Source organism: Pseudomonas sp. 1L-C-7-B-C1, from assembly GCF_057291635.1.
This window is the reverse complement of record NZ_JBXAWH010000020.1, coordinates 1-19,426: the sequence shown is the minus strand read 5'-3', so window position 1 is coordinate 19,426 and position 19,426 is coordinate 1. Positions and strand designations below refer to the sequence as shown.

The 19,426-nt window shown below is 54.8% G+C and carries 17 protein-coding genes; 9 read left to right on the top strand and 8 right to left on the bottom strand.

The genetic code is table 11. The features are described from left to right. Nucleotides 1-351 precede the first annotated feature (351 nt). Nucleotides 352-894: a CbrC family protein gene (locus AC0Z8Z_RS24470; RefSeq protein ID WP_485620832.1), complete on the top strand. Its 543-nt coding sequence runs from the start codon at nucleotides 352-354 to the stop codon at nucleotides 892-894. A gap of 18 nt (nucleotides 895-912) precedes the next feature. Beyond that, nucleotides 913-1,383, top strand: a complete 471-nt coding sequence (locus AC0Z8Z_RS24465) for a hypothetical protein (protein ID WP_485620831.1) — start codon at nucleotides 913-915, stop codon at nucleotides 1,381-1,383. A 2-nt stretch (nucleotides 1,384-1,385) separates the two neighbouring features. Here AC0Z8Z_RS24465 and AC0Z8Z_RS24460 read toward each other — a convergent pair whose 3' ends face one another. The 8 genes from AC0Z8Z_RS24460 to AC0Z8Z_RS24425 all read right to left on the bottom strand — a co-directional run bounded on the left by AC0Z8Z_RS24460 (nucleotide 1,386) and on the right by AC0Z8Z_RS24425 (nucleotide 6,920). After that, a complete protein-coding gene (locus AC0Z8Z_RS24460) occupies nucleotides 1,386-1,694 on the bottom strand; it encodes a hypothetical protein (RefSeq protein ID WP_485620830.1) in 309 nt (102 codons plus the stop codon). A gap of 198 nt (nucleotides 1,695-1,892) precedes the next feature. After that, nucleotides 1,893-2,963 carry an ADP-ribosylarginine hydrolase Tri1 gene (gene tri1, locus AC0Z8Z_RS24455; RefSeq protein WP_485620829.1) on the bottom strand — a complete coding sequence of 357 codons (1,071 nt, stop codon included), beginning with the start codon at nucleotides 2,961-2,963 and terminating at the stop codon, nucleotides 1,893-1,895. A gap of 50 nt (nucleotides 2,964-3,013) precedes the next feature. Then, the gene (locus AC0Z8Z_RS24450) at nucleotides 3,014-3,289 is read right to left on the bottom strand and encodes a hypothetical protein (RefSeq protein ID WP_485620828.1); all 276 of its coding nucleotides are present in this window, start codon (nucleotides 3,287-3,289) and stop codon (nucleotides 3,014-3,016) included. Next, nucleotides 3,286-4,212 carry a hypothetical protein gene (locus AC0Z8Z_RS24445; protein ID WP_485620827.1) on the bottom strand — a complete coding sequence of 309 codons (927 nt, stop codon included), beginning with the start codon at nucleotides 4,210-4,212 and terminating at the stop codon, nucleotides 3,286-3,288. The genes AC0Z8Z_RS24450 and AC0Z8Z_RS24445 overlap by 4 nt, the downstream gene beginning before the upstream one ends. Before the next feature lie 103 nt (nucleotides 4,213-4,315). Next, complete coding sequence (locus AC0Z8Z_RS24440; RefSeq protein WP_485620875.1) at nucleotides 4,316-4,552, bottom strand: DUF6966 domain-containing protein; 237 nt, start codon at nucleotides 4,550-4,552, stop codon at nucleotides 4,316-4,318. Between the two features lie 94 nt (nucleotides 4,553-4,646). Next, nucleotides 4,647-5,048, bottom strand: coding sequence for a hypothetical protein (locus tag AC0Z8Z_RS24435; RefSeq protein WP_463580541.1), 402 nt, complete (start codon nucleotides 5,046-5,048; stop codon nucleotides 4,647-4,649). 142 nt (nucleotides 5,049-5,190) lie between these two features. Then, nucleotides 5,191-5,415 carry a hypothetical protein gene (locus AC0Z8Z_RS24430; RefSeq protein ID WP_192173546.1) on the bottom strand — a complete coding sequence of 75 codons (225 nt, stop codon included), beginning with the start codon at nucleotides 5,413-5,415 and terminating at the stop codon, nucleotides 5,191-5,193. Beyond that, entirely contained in the window at nucleotides 5,415-6,920 is a 1,506-nt protein-coding gene (locus AC0Z8Z_RS24425) for a DUF6861 domain-containing protein (protein WP_485620826.1), read from the bottom strand. The genes AC0Z8Z_RS24430 and AC0Z8Z_RS24425 overlap by 1 nt, the downstream gene beginning before the upstream one ends. Before the next feature lie 751 nt (nucleotides 6,921-7,671). Between AC0Z8Z_RS24425 and tssI the strand changes: the two genes are divergently transcribed. From tssI to AC0Z8Z_RS24390, 7 genes are all read left to right on the top strand, one after another. Continuing rightward, nucleotides 7,672-9,525: a type VI secretion system tip protein TssI/VgrG gene (gene tssI / locus AC0Z8Z_RS24420; RefSeq protein WP_485620825.1), complete on the top strand. Its 1,854-nt coding sequence runs from the start codon at nucleotides 7,672-7,674 to the stop codon at nucleotides 9,523-9,525. Nucleotides 9,526-9,557: 32 nt separating this feature from the next. After that, nucleotides 9,558-10,127 (top strand): hypothetical protein, encoded by a 570-nt coding sequence (locus AC0Z8Z_RS24415; protein ID WP_485620824.1) that lies wholly within the window; start codon nucleotides 9,558-9,560, stop codon nucleotides 10,125-10,127. A 32-nt stretch (nucleotides 10,128-10,159) separates the two neighbouring features. Further along, a complete protein-coding gene (locus AC0Z8Z_RS24410) occupies nucleotides 10,160-10,624 on the top strand; it encodes a DcrB-related protein (RefSeq protein WP_485620823.1) in 465 nt (154 codons plus the stop codon). 3 nt (nucleotides 10,625-10,627) lie between these two features. Then, nucleotides 10,628-14,833 carry an RHS repeat-associated core domain-containing protein gene (locus AC0Z8Z_RS24405; RefSeq protein WP_485620822.1) on the top strand — a complete coding sequence of 1,402 codons (4,206 nt, stop codon included), beginning with the start codon at nucleotides 10,628-10,630 and terminating at the stop codon, nucleotides 14,831-14,833. Between the two features lie 13 nt (nucleotides 14,834-14,846). Further along, nucleotides 14,847-15,197 (top strand): hypothetical protein, encoded by a 351-nt coding sequence (locus tag AC0Z8Z_RS24400; protein WP_485620821.1) that lies wholly within the window; start codon nucleotides 14,847-14,849, stop codon nucleotides 15,195-15,197. Nucleotides 15,198-15,389: 192 nt separating this feature from the next. Next, nucleotides 15,390-18,137: an RHS repeat-associated core domain-containing protein gene (locus AC0Z8Z_RS24395; protein ID WP_485620820.1), complete on the top strand. Its 2,748-nt coding sequence runs from the start codon at nucleotides 15,390-15,392 to the stop codon at nucleotides 18,135-18,137. Next, nucleotides 18,137-19,156, top strand: coding sequence for a hypothetical protein (locus AC0Z8Z_RS24390; RefSeq protein ID WP_485620819.1), 1,020 nt, complete (start codon nucleotides 18,137-18,139; stop codon nucleotides 19,154-19,156). The genes AC0Z8Z_RS24395 and AC0Z8Z_RS24390 overlap by 1 nt, the downstream gene beginning before the upstream one ends. The last annotated feature ends 270 nt before the right edge of the window (nucleotides 19,157-19,426 follow it).

The window sequence follows — 19,426 nt, the reverse complement described above, 5'->3', positions numbered from 1 at the left end:
ACCTGTTTTTTTGTTGGCGGTTTCCCTGCGGTTCATAGTGGGGGTGGCATCCGGCATGATTAATCCTTTCGTTTCCAGGGCCCAAGGCCTACCCGGGGCACGTGACCACACTCCCGCTAGCATACCGGTGATGCGCGCCGGCCGGGTAGGATGAGCTCCTCAGCTTGAAGCTACATATTAGCTATGGTGAATTTGCTCCGCACGCAGCTGTGTTTCCAAGCCAGGCGCGTGTTCGCTGATCGCCATGGAGATGTGCCGATTTATGGTCACCTGGATGAGCAATCCGCCATTTTTTTGCTCGATTCAATTAGCGTGCAAGAATGCGATTGAGCAATCACTAAGGATGCGTTTATGACACTGCCCCATTTTATTTACCATCCCGATCCCGTCGGTACCGGTTCGGTGCAACCTTCTTCCGACACTTGCGTCAGCTGCAACCAGGCGCGCGGCTACATCTACGTGGGGCCGGTATACGCCGTTGATGAGTACGAAAACTGTATCTGCCCTTGGTGCATTGCCGACGGGAGTGCGCACCAGCGCCTGGGCGCGACGTTTGTCGATGACGAGAGCGTTGGCCTGGATGGCGATGACACGCTGAGCGAGGCGCAGATCGCCGAAGTCTGTCAGCGCACGCCTGGTTTCAGCGGGTGGCAGCAAGAATGCTGGTTCACTCACTGCGACGACGCGGCCGAATTCATTGGCAAGGCCGGTCACACAGAGTTGCTTGAAATGGGCCCGGCAGCCATCGCCGCCGTTCAGGACTCAACGGGAGTGGAGGAGGGGCCGCAATGGCAAGCGTTCTTTACTGCCCTGGATAAGGATCATGGGCCTACGGTCTACCTCTTCAAATGTCGCCACTGCGCCACGCTAGGCGCTTATCAAGACAATCATTGACGCCCAACGTTGAAGGCTATGAATAAAACCGAATGGCAAGCACTCAAGGTCAGGCTTAAAAAGTACGTCGCGATTTTCTTCCTGATCTGCCTTGCAGGGGCGCTTACCTATGGCTACGTGCACAAACCTGAACTTCCTCCGCAAATAGTCCTGAAGCAAAACTTCATACCGGGGGAATGGCTGTATATCGTGGAGGAGGCGAGGGACCGTTCAGAGCCCAAGTGGTTAAGGTTCTACATGGATCATCGTGAATCGACTGACGAAACCATGAAGGTGTATTTGGGCAAGACCCCGCCCTTCCTGGTCTCGGACACTGACTTGAAAGATGTGGAAATCCAGCGTGTCCCCAACGGCCTGCATATCAAGCTGAAAGGAGCCATATCGGATTACCGCAGCGACCTTTACCTGAAAGACGGGGACACTTACACGACTTACCGTGTAAGCCTTGAACAAGTCGAAACCCGACCGCCCTTGCCGAGTGGCCGGTGAGCTTATTTCAGTAAGGCGATCACGGCGCAGGCAAGCATGATCAACAGCGCCGGCCACTGCATCGGTATGAAAAAGAAGTGGTGGCGAACGCCATCGGGGTGAAGCTCGCGATTCAACACAAAACCCAGCACAACGTTGATGGCTGAACCGATACCCACCCCGATCAAGAGCTGCGTAAGTGATGTATTGCCGGGCTTTACGCTCGGATCCGGCCATAACCAAATCATTAACAGCACCATGGCTAGTGGTGTGAACAACGTCATCCAGCCTGCGCCGCAATAGATCATCGTTGGATGTTCATTCGAAGACATTAGCGGCTGGCTCGCGTGCCTGCTTTTCAACTGCCAAGACGACATCGAGCGTATTGAGGAGCAGGTCATGGCTCAGGATCCCTGTGGCGATGGTCGACAATACGGACTTGCCGTTTTCGTCCTTGAGCTCCGGATCAGAGAACTGCCATTGCGCACAAGCTTACGGAGCAGTTGCGACTCGGACGCACAGGTTACTAACTAACCTAATTCATAAAATGGGTCGTTATAAGGTGCTTGCTCATGCAGCTGAAGTGCTAGGTTTTGGATATGCTCCGACCATGCAACTCTCGTTACCCATTGTTTCGGTATCCCGGACGCGCCATAAAGGGCTCCAGCGAGTTGTCCGGCAACTGCAGCTACACTGTCAGCGTCATCTGCGAGGTTAGCAGCTAACAACACTGCGTCTTTGAAGTTATCAGTGTTCCACACTGCCCACAATGCTGCCTCCAACGTATCAATGGCGTAGCCACTAGAGCGGATCTGATCACGGGTTTTTTGTTTGTATTCACCTGCATTGATTATGGTTGCTCGCGCTTGAAGGGGACGAACCATAGGCTGGCACATTTCTATCCTATCTGCGCCATTGAGCGCCAAGTGCAATTGTGCGCTCAAGAGCTCACAGCAGTTCACTGCTTCCAAAGCTCTGTGGGTGGCGCGACTTTGAGTTTGGGCTTCTCTCCAAGTGGATGACAGCCTATGCCGCCGAAAGATGGCAACGGGTGCCAGTCTGATTATAGAGCCATTCCCTGCGGTGTCAGGTTCGGTATTCCCAATCCATTTCAGCCTCAGACTTAGCCAACCCTCGAGTGCATTGCGAGTTGCGCCTCCGATGTCAAAGCAAAGCCCATTTACACTGTTCTTTCCCTGCTTGTACCACTGGCATAGCCTATCTAGATAATCAATGTAGTCGAATCTGCCGTTTGCCAGATAAGTGTCCGCTAAGCACACCGCCATGCTTGTATCATCGGTCCAGTCCCCAGGCTTTAAGTTAAAGGGTCCGCCGCCTACCATATCTTTTACCTGCTTTGCATCGCGTGGCAAAAACTCTAGAGTGGTGCCTACAGCATCTCCTACAGCCAGCCCCAACAGAGCTCCTTTCGCTCTGTCTAGGGATTGGCTGTGGGTGAGAGTGGAGGATCTAGATCTCTCCCATTCAGCCTCCACATACCGTCTGCTGCCTGTATCACGAGGGTAGGAGGGCGGCTGCAAATGATCGTATCGATGAGCGTACTCGGTTACGATCAGCGTTGGGCTATGAAGGTCGATCATGGGATCTCTTACTAGTAGTAAATGAGTCGTTGAGCCTGATTAAAACCGGTTCAAAATCTTAAAAGATGTTCCAGGCGGATACAGTAATTCCGCCTCCGACCACCAAGTAGAAACCTGATATTTTTGCCCGGCACGCCGCGGAATAGCATTTTCAACACAAAGTCCAGGACCACGTTGATGGCTGAACCAATACCCACTGCCAGCAAGAATTGCATGAGCGATAAATCACTGGATTTAGCGCTGGGTTCCATCAACAACCACGTCAGTAACAGCACCATGGCCAGTGGTGTTAACAGCGTCATCCATCCTGCGCCGCGATAGATCATCGCTGGATGTTCATTTCGAAGACATTGGACGCTGGCTCGCGTGCCTGCTCTTCAACCCCCAGTACGATATCGAGCGTATTGAGGAACAGGTCATGGCTCAGAATGCCGGTGGCGATGGTCGACAATACCGGCTTGCCGTTCTCGTCCTTGATCACTACGTTTTCGGTCCAGGCGTTGAGGTCTACCGTGCGCAGTGACGACACCGGCACTTTGTTGCCCTGGTACTCGAAAAAGTCCCGGCTCAGAAGAATTGGCGCCGTGGTCACTTTAAGGAAGTTGCCGGTTACTCGCTTGCCCCAGACTTGCTTTGAACTGATGCAGTTGAAGGTGGCCGACTGGCCCGCCTCCAGCGCTTCGGCCAAAGCCGGCAGGCGTGCGCGGACGTGTAAGTCACGGACCAGTTCCTGAAATGCCTGGAAGCCTTTCAAGGTATCGACCACTCGATGAAAGGGCTCTGAGGCATTACGACGATAGGCCAGGTTTGTGATCAGGCCGGTCAATACAGTTTGCCCGGAGCTAAACAGGTACAGGTCCTCTATCTCGGCAAACGCCGTGTAGACGCGCTGGTCTTTAGTGATCCGCACGATGCCATTCCCATAAACTTCGTAATGGGTATTACGCAGCTTCTTCTGCCAAGCGGTGGTACCCAATAGGCACAGCCCGATAATGGCCAACAAGCCTATGGTGAAACTAAACACTGCGTGTTCGCCTGAGAAATTGAGGGTCATGCCGCGGGACGTCTGGAGAGTTACCGGGCCGTTATGGGCCATTGGCACAATAGTACTCAGATAGAACACGAATGCGGCGAGACCAAAAAGCACAGCGGCCAATATCAGGCCGAAAATCAAAAAGGCCTTGCCCTGGCGGAACGTTGCGATCAGTTCGCCGGTGTCGGAAGAGGTGTGGGGGTTGTTTGGTTGCATGAGTGTTTGCGTCCTTGTCTTTGGGATGGATGCGCCGGCTTGGGCGCGGGGCGGGGCGGATGGTGCTTTTTCTAGCTAGTGGAGCAATGGGGTTCAGAGACAGTTAGTGTTGTATGCAGAGCTCATATAACCGGGTGCGCAATTCGGCAAACTCATTGTTCTCGTCGATCAAGGGCTGTCCGTTACAGTACAAAACGATGTCGGTCAGGGACCCCATTCCTCCATACAGTCCGATTATTTGCGAGAGTGCGAAATCATAGTCGTGAGGCAGATTTGCTCGATAATCATCAAGGTGCTCAGCCCATCCGTCTTTGTTCCCGGCACGTAGCAACGCGGACATGCGGGTCATCGTCGCACTTATCGAAATGCTCTTTGTCATCCCAGAGGCCCTGATCCGATTACACCAGCTCAACTCAACTACCAGGGATTACAGGCTACGTTTCCCGGCAAGTCCCTGGTCCGAAGGTGATTTCAGTAATAGGCTCGGCCTGGCTGCTGGAGTAGCTGTAAGTGATCTTGTTTCCCAGCGCTAGCATTAGCAAATAGGCAGTCTGGCTGCACAGCGCTTTCTGGATCTGTTGAGTCAGGTAACTCTCGTAGTACACCCGTTCACCTGGGCGATTTGCATAAACAGAAAGCGTGATCTTGTAGAGCACGGTGTGATCGGCATAGCTGATATTGTCGATGCGGGTCATAGGGTCGAGCATGATGGGAAGCTGTTTCTGTTGCTCGGCAATGACGGCTTCAAGCGCCTGCTCACTGTCCTGAGCGTAGGTCGGTGTTATGCCGCAGAAGGCTATCGCTGAGGCAATCAAGCATCGGATTAAGCGGGTCAAAATAACGTTCCTTGTTGTCGTTTACACGATTGGTGATTCAGGCGTAAATCTTTCTGCATGGAGGTCTGTATTGTGAATCAGGCACAGGATGACTGGTGGCTCACAACGGCGATTACTGTGAACCATTCCGCGTGCCGTTGACTTACTTACCTCGATCGTACTCAGCTTTAGTCATCTCCTCACCGTAGCGAAGAGCGTCATTGAAAAGACGGTTCTCGTGCGGAACGGGCTCGCGGCTTTCCTGCTCTCCATAGAACCGCACAAATACCTGCTGGGAAGCGTGATCCCATCGATAAGTGACATCCTCGAATGGGTAATCGACGTAAACATCTTCTTTAGCAAAGCGCTCCCCCTTGTTGATGCCCATTACAATCCCCTCACTGTGTCGTAGTAAGCCTTGCTTTTCGTGGCAATAGCCTCGGCACCGCTGGAAGTTGGATTCATTGTTCGCCAATCCTCATAGTAAGCATGTCCAAGACCGCCCGGCACACCGGCCTTGGAGGCCACGGCGTCATAGGTGTCGCTCCCCAACAGGTTTCTGGCCAACGCCTCAGGCTCTTTAGCAAAAATCATTTGGGGAGAGTTCACTTGAATTTCACCGGGTATGCCGGCTTTGGTCATGAACGATGAATTGACCCCACTGTAGCCAAGTGGGTCTGCAGCACCATCGATGATTTTCACCTTGGCACCGCGTTGCGCCAACTCCTGAGTAACTGACGCAATTTTGTCTGCGGGCACAATGATCGTGTTACGTGCCAGGTCCTTGATCTTGGTAGGGTCACCGCCGTAATCATTGGCGATCTTTTCCAATGCTCGCGCCCTTGATTTGATCGGTGCTTTTGCAACCGTGCCGCCGTACTTGGCAGCGATCTCATCAGCCACGGCGTCTATCTCGGCCTTGGCTGCACCGGCTTTTGCATAGATCTCTTCGAAGGTTGGGCGTGTTTTGGGTGGTTTGGTAGATTTGGAGCTCTCGTTGGGCAGCGGTGGTTCAAGCTCAGCCTTTTTCAAGGGCGTCACATCTTTCGGCTGCAATTCCGGCTGAGCCAGAATCTTCTGTTCATTGCGCGCTAACCACGCCGCGAATTCCTTGTTCGAAATGTCGGCCTGTAGCTTGGCGCTGCGAGTAGCGATGCTCTCCAGACTGTTCATCACGCCGGCCTTCATCTGCCCGCGCGTCAGATAAGTCACGATGGCCGTTAGCAGCAGCATCACCAGTTGCTCTTGCCCGCGAGCCAATTGCCGAGCGGCGCGTTCGGTGCGTTCCTGGACCTGCGCAGCGGAGCCGCCAGTCGGGTCAAGGCCTGTGGGTTTCAAGCCATCTTCGGCGTGCCAGGCGGTGGCGAGCCCTTCCTGCAATGTCGACAAGCATGCAGGCAGGCCCTTGTAGAAATACTCCGCAATGGCCGACAGACCCAGTGCCATGAGAATCACGTTGCCCACTTGCAGGCCGATCCCCGCGCCAGCCACGGCCCCTGGTGCTGCACCAATACCAAAAGCCCACGCGCCTGCAGCGCCGCCAAGAGCGCCACCCACTGCGACGCTGCCCCCAAGGATCATCACCACTTGCTGCACCAGCTTGATCAGTACCGGCAGAATTTCCTTGATGTTGATCGACGCCCATTTGCGGGTGAGATCGGACTGCATGATCGGGTAGGAGAGGGCCATCGCCTGCCGGACGTGATCGATACGGGCTCCGCCCATGTAGCCGTACGCCTGGCTGACGCCGTTACTCAGCCGGCGGCTCATACCGTCCCAACCGTCGTTCGCGCTCTGCAAACCGCTGCTGACGCCTTGGTTGAGGGCGTTAAATTGTTCGTCGAGGTTTCGCTCGATGTCGTCCCAGCTTGGCACGTTGGTTAATAGGTCCATTTACACATCACAGTCCTTGAGGGGGAGGCGCTGGACAGCGTCCCGATGGGCGTGTCTGTTGCGGCTGACCGTTATGGCTAGCAAGTCGCCAGCAGTGGACGTCAAGTCCGCTATCGACCGCTAACGTACGATTTAATTTCCGGCGATGCGCATTTTTCTCAGGTTTTTTACACTCGGCAATGATGGCAGAACACCGTCACTCAACCAACTGATCGCTATAGCCCTCGGCCAGCGCCTGTGATTACGGGCACTTCGAGACATTCACTCGCCGGTTAAGAAATTCCAAACGGGATCCACCATCCTACGCGACGCTCCGCATAATCGATTCACCGGGTTGACAGCGGGAGGCGCATAAGTGTCTCCTTTGCCGCTGTGAAACATCTGTAACGATTCTGAGACTGTGATGCCGCTCGCGATTTGCAGTGCTTGATGGCACTTTCGCATTGCGGCGCGGTCGCAGTGTCCAGCAATAGAATGCTTACCCGGAATCAGATGGCGTTGCTAACCGCTTGTGCAGTCAAGCGCGGACCCAACGGTCGATTCCGAGACTGTTGTTTTAAAGAAGCGTCTGTAGCTCGGGTCCTACGTGATTGTAGGAATGCCCCCACGGCTGATGGCGAACCCGCCCGGTGGCGCGTCATCGACCCGTTAGCGACGATGCAACAAGGGCTCCGGCCCCCTTGTCGGCTCGTAACCTGTTGTTGCTGAGCATGGCGGTAGCGTTCTACCCCGTGCCATCCAGGAGATTTACATGATGATGGACCTTGCCGCGTTGCTCTCGCCCCAGAACCGGCGCCTGTTCAAGTTCAATAACCTCGCCAACCCGGAACAGCAACTGCTGCTCGAAACCTTCAAAGGTCGGGAAGCGCTGTCCCAGGCGTATAGCTTCGAGCTGCTGCTGATCTGCGAAGATTCCGGCGTCGAGCTCAAGTCGATGATGGGGCAACTGGTCACCATCGAAATCGAACTGGCCGACAGCACGCCGCGCTATATTGCCGGTTACCTCACGCGGTTTGCCAGCACCGGCAGCGATGGCGGCATGGCCCGCTACACCGCGACGCTCAACCCCTGGTTCTCGATGCTGAAAAACCGCTTCGACACGCGGATCTTTCAGGGTAATACCGTCGAGGAAGTGGTGACCCAGGTGTTCGCCCTCTGCCCGGCATTCTCCCGCCATGAATTCCGTCTGACCAAGCCGCAAAAGCGCTACACCTACATCACCCAGTATCGCGAAACCGACTTTAACTTCGTCCAGCGTCTGCTCGAAGAAGAAGGGATGTTTTACTACTTCGAGCACACCGCCGAAGGCCACACCATGATCATCTGCGACGACTCCAGCATGCTGCAGCCGTTGCCGGAACAACCGCAGATCCGCTTCCACACTGCGTCCGTCACCGAGACCGCAGACTCCATCACCAAGTGGAGCGGCAACCGCCAGTTGCAGGCGGGCAAGATGGCCGTGCAGACCTTCGACTACCGTCAGCCCAACAACCGTCTGCCGGTCGGGATGAACAGCCTGAACAAACAGGGCGACGTAGAGACGTTCGAGATCTACGACTTCCCCGGCCAGTACACCCACGGCACTTACGACGAGGGCGAAACGCTGTTGCGCCTGCGCATGGAAGCCCTGGAAATCCGCGGCAAGAAGTTCGAAGGGGCGAGCAACTGCCGCGCGATGAAGCCCGGCTTCACCTTCGAGCTGGTGCAGCACTACGACCACGATCAGGGCTCCGCCGACGATCGCCAGTTCCTGCTGATGGGCGTCGAAAGCGAAGGCCACAACAACTACTTGAACGGCCATCAGGCGAGCTACTACAACACCTTCTCCTGCGTGCGCAAAAAGATTCCCTTCCGCCCGCAACTGTCCACGCCGCGGCCGACTATTGCCGGGCCACAAACCGCCATTATTGTCGGCCCTCCGGGCGAAGAGATCTTCACCGACGAACTCGGCCGCGTGAAAGTCCAGTTCCATTGGGACCGCAACGGCAAGTACAACGACCACAGTTCGTGCTGGGTCCGCGTTGCCCAGTCAGGCGCCAGCGGTGGCTTCGGCAGCATTCAGATTCCGCGTGTGGGCGATGAAGTGGTGGTGGTGTTCCTGGATGGGAATCCGGATCGCCCGTTGATCATGGGCAGTGTCTACAACAGCAAGAACACGCCGCCGTGGTCGTTGCCGGCGAACAAGACGCAGAGTGGTTTTCTCACTCGCTCGACCAAGGGCAATGCGGGCACAGCGAACTTCTTCCGCTTTGAGGACAAGTCCGGTGCCGAGCAGATTCATATGCACGCCGAGCGCAACCTGGACACCGAGATCGAGCTGGATGAAAAGCACGATGTGGGGAATAACAGGACCATTACGGTAGGCGGTACCCACACCGAAACGATCAAGAATGACACCCGGATAAAGGTTCTAGAGGGTTCGTTGGCGATTGAGGTCGACAAACAGTTCGTTCATATCACTGCCAAGACCGAGATCGTTCTCACGGTCGGTGAGAGCAGCATCAAAATCATGGATGGCCGTATCGAAATCACGAGTAATTCGGTCGATATTTTTGGCAAGAACGACACCTTCGTTCACGGCAAACGGGTCGATATCAACAAATGAGAAATCCGTTAATCCCAAGCACCAGAACCAGCATGTACGATCGCATCTCGGAGAAACGCCTGGCCGCTGAGGCACTGGCGCGCCAGCAGGCGGAGGAGGCGGCCAGTGCGCCAGTAATCGTTATTGAGCCTGAACCATCACCTCCGGTGCCGCTGCAACCTTCACGCAATGAGCTGAAAATCGCCGGGCTGGCTTTGCTGATGCCTCACGCGCTGACATTTCGCGACCTTGACATCACCCTCGATAGAGACGGGCAACCTGTCACGTTCAGCGCGAAGCGTCGCCCGGCGCCGGAGGGCCTGACACTGCGGCGGTCCGCCGAGCTTTACGTTGACAACCTGCGCAAGCATCACGGCGATGTCACCGTTGTTCGGCAGAGCGACTGCCTGTTGGCGGGCAGCCCCGCGATTTCGCTGGATTATGCGTTCATGGCAGGAGAGGAGCGCCGCCATGGTCGTGCGACTAGCGCCATCATATCGCCTGCCCAAGGCAACGAGCGTCAGTGGTTTAGCGTGTCGACTGTGATCAATCCTGAACATGCCGAACTGGCGAGCTGGCTGATCGAGTTCGACGAAATGCTAGAGAACATCGCGGCTTGCTGAACCCCTTCCTCACTATTTACGGACACACCTCAATGGACTATCAGCTTCAAGAAGGATCGATCACATTGCCGGAAGGCGTTCAGGACCGCACTGTCAATATGTTCGTGGTGGGTAACAGCGTTCCCGCTCCGCTGAACATCACGGTCGGCCGTGACAACATGCTTCCAGCCGAAGATCTGAACGCCTACATCAGCCGCCAGATCAAGCTCATCACATCGAAGTTGCGCGGTTACACCTTACTGGGCAAGAAGGCGGCGGAACTATCTACCGGCCAGACATTTGCCGGAATTCAGGTCGATGCCTATTACATGAACGATGGTCGGCCGGTGTACCAGCGGCAGGCAGCGTTCGAAATTCAGCCAGGCCGCATTCTGGTTTTTTCCACGACCAGCCAGGCCGACTTCAGCACTGTGCAGGATGAAGACTGGCTGAAGCTTCTAACGAGCTTTCAGCCGCGTGAGGGCATTGTTGCCTCAACCAACACCGAACAGGAATAACCCATGTTCGAAGCGGCGCGTTGGGGGGACGGAATAGAACACACCGGGGCTTTGGGCGGTTTCCTGGCGGGTGCGGTCATTGGGATCGCGATGGCAGTTGCCGCTGGCGCGTTGATGACCTGCACGTTAGGCCTCGGCACCATCCTCCTGATAGGCGTACTTTCGGTGGGGTCCGGCATTGCGCCTGCGTTGGGAGAAGCATGGGGATCTGCGCGAACATCGCCGGCCGGGGGTATTCTGTTAGCAGGTTGCTCCACGGACGTGTTCATCAATAGCCGCAATGCCGCCCACGCCATATTGAGCATGGCTGCCTGCGATAAACATCCGCCTCCGGTGAAGATCGCTGATGGCTCCAGCAACGTTTTCATCAACAACGTCGCGGCTTCGCGTAAAGGCGACAAGGTGACCTGTGATGCGAGAATCGCAACAGGGTCAGATAACGTGTTTATCGGTGGCGGTACGACGCGTTATCTTCATGTCGACGAGGAGATCTCTGACGAGCTGCGCTTTGGCGTCGACGTAGCGATCATCGTAGCGAGTGGGTGGCGGGCACTGGGCAAAGTTTTCAGCCTTGGTCTGACCAAGGGGCTTAAAGCTGCTGGCCCCTGTGCATTAAAATTCATGGCTGGGGTGACGGGCACTTATCTGTTCGGCCGGTATGTCGCCGGGCCAGCGATTGGAGGCGCGATAGGTGCTGCGACCGGCAATCCGGTGGACCTCACCAGCGGTCGAAAATTGCTGTTTGAGTCAGGCGAAACCGATTTTGTGTTACCGGGCCTGATGCCTATCGAGTGGTCCCGCTTCTATGCCAGCGATCTTGCCGTTGAAAGCGTCCTGGGCCGAGGCTGGGTGCTGCCTTGGGAACAAAGCCTGCGCAGAAGTGGCAGCTTTGTGTACCTCACTGACAACCAGGGCCGCAGCGTGCCCTTCGTCGACATCGAGCCTGGCGAAAGCATCTACAACCCCTACGAACAGATTTACCTGGTCCGATCGCCCGGCGGTCACTACCTCCTGCAAACCCTCGATAACACCTTCTTCTATTTCGGCGAGGTTTCTGACGACAACACGCCGATGCCCTTGCAACGTCTGGAAAATGCGCTCGGGCATTACCTGCATTTCTCCCGAACGGCCGACGGTACGCTTACCGACATCAGTGCCCCCGGCGGCGTGCGGGTGCATTTGCACTACGACAATCCTTTGGGCCGCCTGACTGACGTCAAGCGCATAGTGGGCAATGAAGCCGTCGAAACCCTCGTTCAGTATCGCTACAGCGACGACGGCCAGTTGAGCGAAGTGATCAACCGCAACGGCGATACGATGCGCCGCTTCAGTTATGCCGAAGGCGTGATGATCGGCCACAGCAACGCCCTGGGCTTGAGCTGCAATTACCGCTGGGAAACCATCGACGGTCAGCCGCGTGTGGTCGAGCACTGGACCAGCGATGGCGAGCACTTTCATTTTCGCTACGACTTCGCGCAGCGCACGTCCTGGGCGGTCGACGTGCTGGGCCGTGAGCTTGAAGTGCATTACAACGAGGACCGCCTTGTCATCGCCAGCCGCGATTATGGCGGCGAACGTTACGCCATGAACCTGGACGAAGCCGGCAACCTGACCGGCATCACGCTACCCGATGGCAATAAGCTGGCCTTCAAGTACGACGACTTCTCCCGCCTGATCGAAGAGACCGATCCGCTGGGCCGCCAGATCCGCTACAAACACCACCTCGGTACGACGCTGGTGACCGAAACCAGCTTTCCCGACGGTAGTGTCTGGAAAGCTCGCTACGACGATAAAGGCAACCTGATCGCTGAAATCGATGCGCTCGGCCACAAAACCGAGTACCTCAACAGCGACGACGGCCTGCCGCACACCATCATCGACGCCACACACAAATCCAAATACCTGTGGTGGAACGCGCTGGCGCAGGTGGAGCGCTTTCAGGATTGCTCGGGCAAAAACACCTTCTACACCTACGACGATCGTTCCCACCTCATCGCGGTCACCGATGCGCTGAACCAGACGACGAGACTTGAGCGCAAACCCGACGGCGAAGTGGTGCGTATCGAGCACCCGGATGGCACAGCCGAGTCGTTCACCTACAACGCATTGGGTCAGGTCCTCACGCACACCGATGGCAAAGGTCAGATTACGCGTCTGCTGCGCACGGCGCGCGGATTGCCTGCCAGCCGCCAGGACGCCAAAGGCCAGCGGATCAGTTACGAGTACGACAAAGCGATTCGCCTGACTGCGCTGGTTAACGAAAACAATGCTGCGTACCGATTTGCCTACGACGCCTCGGATCGTCTGATCGAAGAAAAGCGCATCGACAATCTGACGCGCAGATTCAACTACAACCTGGGCGGGCATCTGACGCGGGTTGAGGAAATCGGCTACGGGGACAGGGCAGAGCGGCCACAGCGCAGTACCGAATTTGAGCGTGATGTGATTGGCCGGTTGCTGGCCAAAGTGAATCAGGATGCGCGGCAGGATTACAGTTACGACGAAGCAGACCGGTTGCTCAGCATCCACCGTCAGCCTTCAAGTATTGGCAAGAAACTGGGCGTTGAGGAAGAGACACTCGACTTCAGTTATGACCTGTTAGGTCGTTTGATCAAAGAGACCACGCCGCAAGGGGCGCTGGCCTACGAATACGATCCGCTCAGCAACCTGACCACGCTGACGTTGCCGACGGGTCAGCACCTGAATCATCTGTATTACGGGAGCGGGCATCTCCATCAACTGAACCTCGACGGTCTGCTCATCAGCGACATGGAGCGCGATGACCTGCATCGCGAGGTCTATCGGTCTCAAGGCAAGCTCACCAGTTGCTTTGGTTACGACGCGATGGGCCGCAAGAGGTGGCAGTTTGCTTCGACTATTCCGGCTGAAAAGCTGTCGCAGATCCAGAACCCAGGCATCAACACTTCGCTGCTGGTGGATCATGCATATAACCCGATTCATCGGAGTTACGAATACGATCCAGCAGGTGAATTGACCCGCACGCTCGACAAGCTGCGCGGCGAGATCAAGTACGAATATGAAGCCAACGGCCAGCTGCACAGTCGCGACACCGGTCGCTTGGTGGATAGCGAAGAGTTCAGATACGACGCTGCGGCGAACCGCCTGAACTTCAACACCAGCAAGTTTGATCAGGTTAAAGACAACCGCATCAAGCAATGGCGGGATCAGGAATATACCTACGACGCGTGGGGCAATCTGATTGAGAAGCGGGTAGGGCTGGGCAAGCTGCAGACGTTTACCTACGACTGCGAAAACCGGCTGGTGCGCGCGGAGACGATGGTTAATAGCCAAGTTCACAGCGTCGGCACCTATCGATACGACAGCCTGGGGCGTCGGCTTGGCAAAACCGCCGAGATAAACGGCGAGACAGAACACAAGCAGTTCCTCTGGCAAGGCTTGCGGATGCTGCGTGAGGAAACGCCTTCGCAGAGCAGCCTCTATATCTACGAGCCCGGCAGCTACGCGCCGCTTGCGCGTCTTGACCAAAGCGAAGGTGAGGCGGAGCAGAAGCTCTATTACTTCCATACCGATCAAATCGGCACGCCGCTGGAGATGACGGATGTCGATGGCCAGATCGTTTGGCAGGTGACGTACAAGGCGTGGGGTGAGGTCGAAACGCTTGCCGTAAATGAAGTCGAGCAGAACCTGCGATTCCAAGGCCAGTATTTCGACGATGAGACAAACCTGCACTACAACACGTTTCGGTATTACGATCCGGAGGTTGGGCGGTTCACTACCCAAGATCCGATAGGGTTAGTGGGCGGAGAAAATCTTTACCGATACGTGCCAAATCCTGAGTCTTGGATCGACCCACTAGGGTTGGCATGTGATAAGTGGGATGTAAACTCTCATCAGGCCAACAAAAGTGCGGTTAAAGGCAAGAACCTAGGACTTGACTCTCATCACGTGGGCCAAAAAAACCTCATGAAGGACCTAGTGGAGGGATATGACCCCGCGACCGGGCCAGCCATGTTGGTACCCCGAGTAGGTCACACGGTTTCGAAAGAGGGCGTGGGGATCGTTTCAAGATCCGGTGTGAACGCTAAGACTGGGATGCCGTTCACAAGTGCGCGAGACGTGATTGCAAGAGATATCAAGGAGCTGAGACGTGTTTATCCCGACGTCCCGAATGCTAAGCTACAAGAACTCATAGATCTCAACAAATCTATGTACCCGGAAGTTAGATGATAGGAAGACACAAATGAGCCGTGATAATGAATTTGTTGATGCAATTTTTGACGAACTTTTTAATAAAAACTTCGAGCAATATGCTCAGTCTCTGAATAAAGCTATGAACAGCGACACAGATTCGTACGCGAAGGCTAGGAATGCGCTGAGCAAGCTTAATGAATCCGAACGTGCAGATGTGTTGAGTTTTTTTAAGGTGGTCATCGCCGACAGTGCTTCGGTCATACTAGGAACCTTGGACGGTGTGCATTTTCCCGACAATGTGTCAGGTGACTTTTCCCTATCCTATGAAGGGGAAGAGATTCAAGGAGATCTACAAGATCTTTTCATTGAAAAAGCACAGGATTTAAATGTCTACGGGTAGTTCTTGATTCGATTCGTGTTTTTGAGCTGATAGCGTGGTGCTGGCTTTAAGCTGCATATGAAGTTGAGTAATCATTGAAGGTCAGCGCCGCGTGGTTTAGTACTGACCAGCGATGGCGAACACTTTCATTTCCGCTACGACTTCGCGCAGCGCACGTCCTGGGCGGTCGACGTGCTGGGCCGTGAGCTTGAAGTGCATTACAACGAGGACCGCCTTGTCATCGCCAGCCGCGATTATGGCGGCGAACGTTACGCCATGAACCTGGACGAAGCCGGCAACCTGACCGGCATCACGCTACCCGATGGCAATAAGCTGGCCTTCAAGTACGACGACTTCTCCCGCCTGATCGAAGAGACCGATCCGCTGGGCCGCAAGATCCGCTACAAACACCACCTTGGTACGAGGTTGGTGACCGAAGCGACTTATCCTGATGGCGGCGTCTGGAAAGCCCGATACGACGATAAAGGCAACCTTATCGCTGAAGTTGATGCACTCGGCCACAAGACGGAGTACCTCAACAGCGACGACGGCTTGCCGCACACCATCATCGACGCCACATACAAATCCAAATATCTGTGGTGGAACGAACTGGCGCAGGTGGAGCGGTTTCAGGATTGCTCGGGCAAAAACACCTTCTACACCTACGATGATCGGTCCCATCTGGTCGCCGTCACCGACGCTTTGAATCAGACGACAAGACTTGAGCGCAAGCCTGACGGCGAAGTTGTACGCATCGAGCACCCGGACGGCACCGCTGAGTCGTTTACCTACAACGCATTGGGTCAGGTCCTCACGCACACCGATGGCAAAGGTCAGATTACGCGTCTGCTGCGTACTGCACGCGGATTGCCTGCCAGCCGCCAGGACGCCAAAGGCCAACGCATCAGCTACGAGTACGACAAGGCGATTCGCCTAACAGCGCTGGTTAACGAAAACAATGCTGCGTACCGATTTGCCTACGACGCCTCGGATCGTCTGATCGAAGAAAAGCGCATCGACAATCTGACGCGCAGATTCAACTACAACCTGGGCGGGCATCTGACGCGGGTTGAGGAAATCGGCTACGGCGACAGGGCAGAGCGGCCGCAGCGCAGCACGGAATTTGAGCGTGATGTGATTGGCCGATTGCTGGCCAAGGTCAATCAGGATGCGCGGCAGGATTATGGCTACGACGAAGCAGACCGGTTGCTCAGCATTCACCGGCTGCCTTCAAGCATCGGCAAAAAGCTGGGCGTTGCAGAAGAGAAACTCGACTTCAGCTATGACCTGTTAGGTCGTTTGATCAAAGAGACCACGCCGCAAGGGGCGCTGGCCTACGAATACGATCCGCTCAGCAACCTGACCACGCTGACGTTGCCGACGGGTCAGCACCTGAATCATTTGTATTACGGGAGCGGGCATCTCCATCAACTGAACCTCGACGGTCTGCTCATCAGCGACATGGAGCGCGATGACCTGCATCGCGAGGTCTATCGATCACAGGGCAAGCTCACCAGTTGTTTTGGCTATGACGCGATGGGGCGCAAGAGCTGGCAGTTTGCGTCGACTATTCCTGCTGAAAAGCTTTCGCAGATCCAGAATCCAGGCATCAACACCTCGTTGCTGGTCGATCATGCGTACAACCCGATCCATCGGCGGTTCGAGTACGATCCAGCAGGCGAACTGACCCGCACGCTGGACAAACTGCGCGGGGAGATTAAGTACGAGTATGAAGCCAATGGTCAGCTGCATAGTCGAGACACCGGGCGCTTGGTGGATAGCGAAGAGTTCAGATACGACGCTGCGGCGAACCGGCTGAATTTCAACACCAGCCAATTCGATCAGGTAAAGGACAACCGCATTAAGCAATGGCGGGATCAGGAATATACCTACGACGCGTGGGGCAACCTGATTAAAAAACGGTCGGGCTTGAGCAAGCTGCAGACGTTCACCTACGATTGCGAAAACCGGCTCGTGCGTGCGGAAACGATGGTTAACAGCCATGTGCGCAGCGTTGGCACGTACCGGTATGACAGCTTGGGTCGTCGGGTTGGTAAGACGTCCGAGATTGATAGCCAGACCGAGCATAAGCATTTCCTCTGGCAAGGCCTGCGGATGCTGCGTGAGGAAACGCCGTGGCAGAGCAGCCTTTATCTTTACGAGCCAGGTAGCCACGCGCCACTTGCCCGGGTTGACCAAAGTGAAGGTGAAGAAGAGCGGAAGCTTTACTACTTCCACACCGACCAGATCGGCACACCGCTGGAGATGACGGATGTCGACGGCCAGATTGTTTGGCGGGCAACCTATAAGGCGTGGGGCGAAGTTGAATCGCTTGCCGTGGGTGAGGTTGAGCAGAACCTGCGTTTCCAAGGTCAGTACTTCGACGATGAGACGGGTCTGCACTACAACACGTTCAGGTATTACGATCCGGAAATTGGACGGTTTATTACGCAGGATCCGATTGGGTTGATCGGCGGCGACAATCTTTATCGTTACGCCCCAAATGCAATCACGTGGGTTGATCCTTTGGGACTGATGCCGTTGGGCAATCCTGTGTTGCTGGGGCACCATATGGTTCCGCACGCTGCTGCAACCAAGCTGGGAATCGCTCCATTCAATTCTCTCCATAATGTTCCCTCAATGTATTGGTTAGAGCCGGGGCAATGGAATGATGTCGAGCATAGTCGTATGCATGGGTACAATAAGACGGGAGCAAACACTAGGCCCCTCGTTAGTGCGGATGCTGTTAAAGCGCAAGGGTTAACGAACGAAGCTTGGCTCAAGTCGTTGGAAACACATTATAACAATCCTGAAATTGCACACGTTAGAGGTGATGTGAGGATTATTGAAAACGGCCGGCCGGGTAAGATTCTCGCGTCGAATGTATCGCCGTCTCAAGCTTGGGAAGCAACAAAAAAATGGGCCAGAAGTAAAGGGTTTGCCATGGGAGGATGTAGTTGATGTTAAGCTCTGAAAGCAAATATCTCACGTTGAACGATTCAAGAGTTGTCGCGAATGCGACTATAAACCTCGGAGTCACCTCAATAGATCTTCGAGATTATGACTTCTCGCTATTTTCACAGCAGCAGCGTAAAGTCATTTTTCGATGGACGAGAAACTCGAGGGTTTTTGATTACCGTCCTACATTTAAATCCACGTTATTATCAAGCAAGCAAGTTTTAATTCATCTTGCGTCTGCATGCGAAACTGTTTCTATTGAACTAGCTGGAGAACAAATTACCCTCGACTCGACACGCTTGGCTCCTGGAATTTATTACCTTGATTTGACCGTATACTTGGATCGGCCATTGAAGACGCTAGGTGAGGTGCCAGATCATATTAAGCCGATGCTTGAATACAGCGAGATCGTCAACGTAACAGCAGTTCTTTCTGAGCTAGGTAAGCCTCCCTCAGTAATTGAGCGTTATCCGGGGCCCGTGTACGATGGCGCTGCGCGGCTGGGTTTTTTTCTCGCAGACATAGATAAAATGGATGCTTTTATTAAAGAAAACCTTTCTTGTGAAATAATGGATTTGCAGCAAGCATTTTGTGAAACAGAAATCGCTAATTATTTGTTTGAAGCTGGTCTGCTAGTTTTGGTATGGGGTATGACGCCTTGGCAATACTATATTCATGGGCTTGCTAAGTGCGAGGATGTTGATCTCGTTCCGAATGTTCCCTTACCTCAATTCAATGGGAGATATAAGGTCAGGGACGATATTCAGGAGCTTAGCGTTGTCCCCGGCGAGCAATTGCTGAATTGGCCGTTATGTAGGACGCAAGAATGGCCAAAAATAGCGCTGCCAGGTAGTGGCGAAGCTGTGTCAGTAGATGTGCACTTAAGGGGTTTTGATCCCATTCCAGGCGAATTTGGGCCATTACTTGCGGTGATTACGGTTCAGCGAACAGGTACTGATCCCGAGATCGCGCCGCTTCTTGCCGTAGATATCGAGAGCGCAGAGCCAGCACCTGGATATTAATTTGCTACAGCCGTCGTGGTCTTTTTCAGGTTCGACGGTTTCGTTTCTATGCGAGAGGGCTTGTAGCACGACGATGGAAAACGCTGGCATCTTGAAACGGTCGATACGATGAAGTCTACAAGTAGATTTGATCGTAATCCCCACGGCTAGGTGCTGCGCATCGAACATCTGCACAAGCGACGACGGCCTGCCGCACACCATCATCGACGCCACACACGAATACGAAGCCAACGGGCAGCTGCACAGCCGCGACACTGGCCGTCTCGTAGG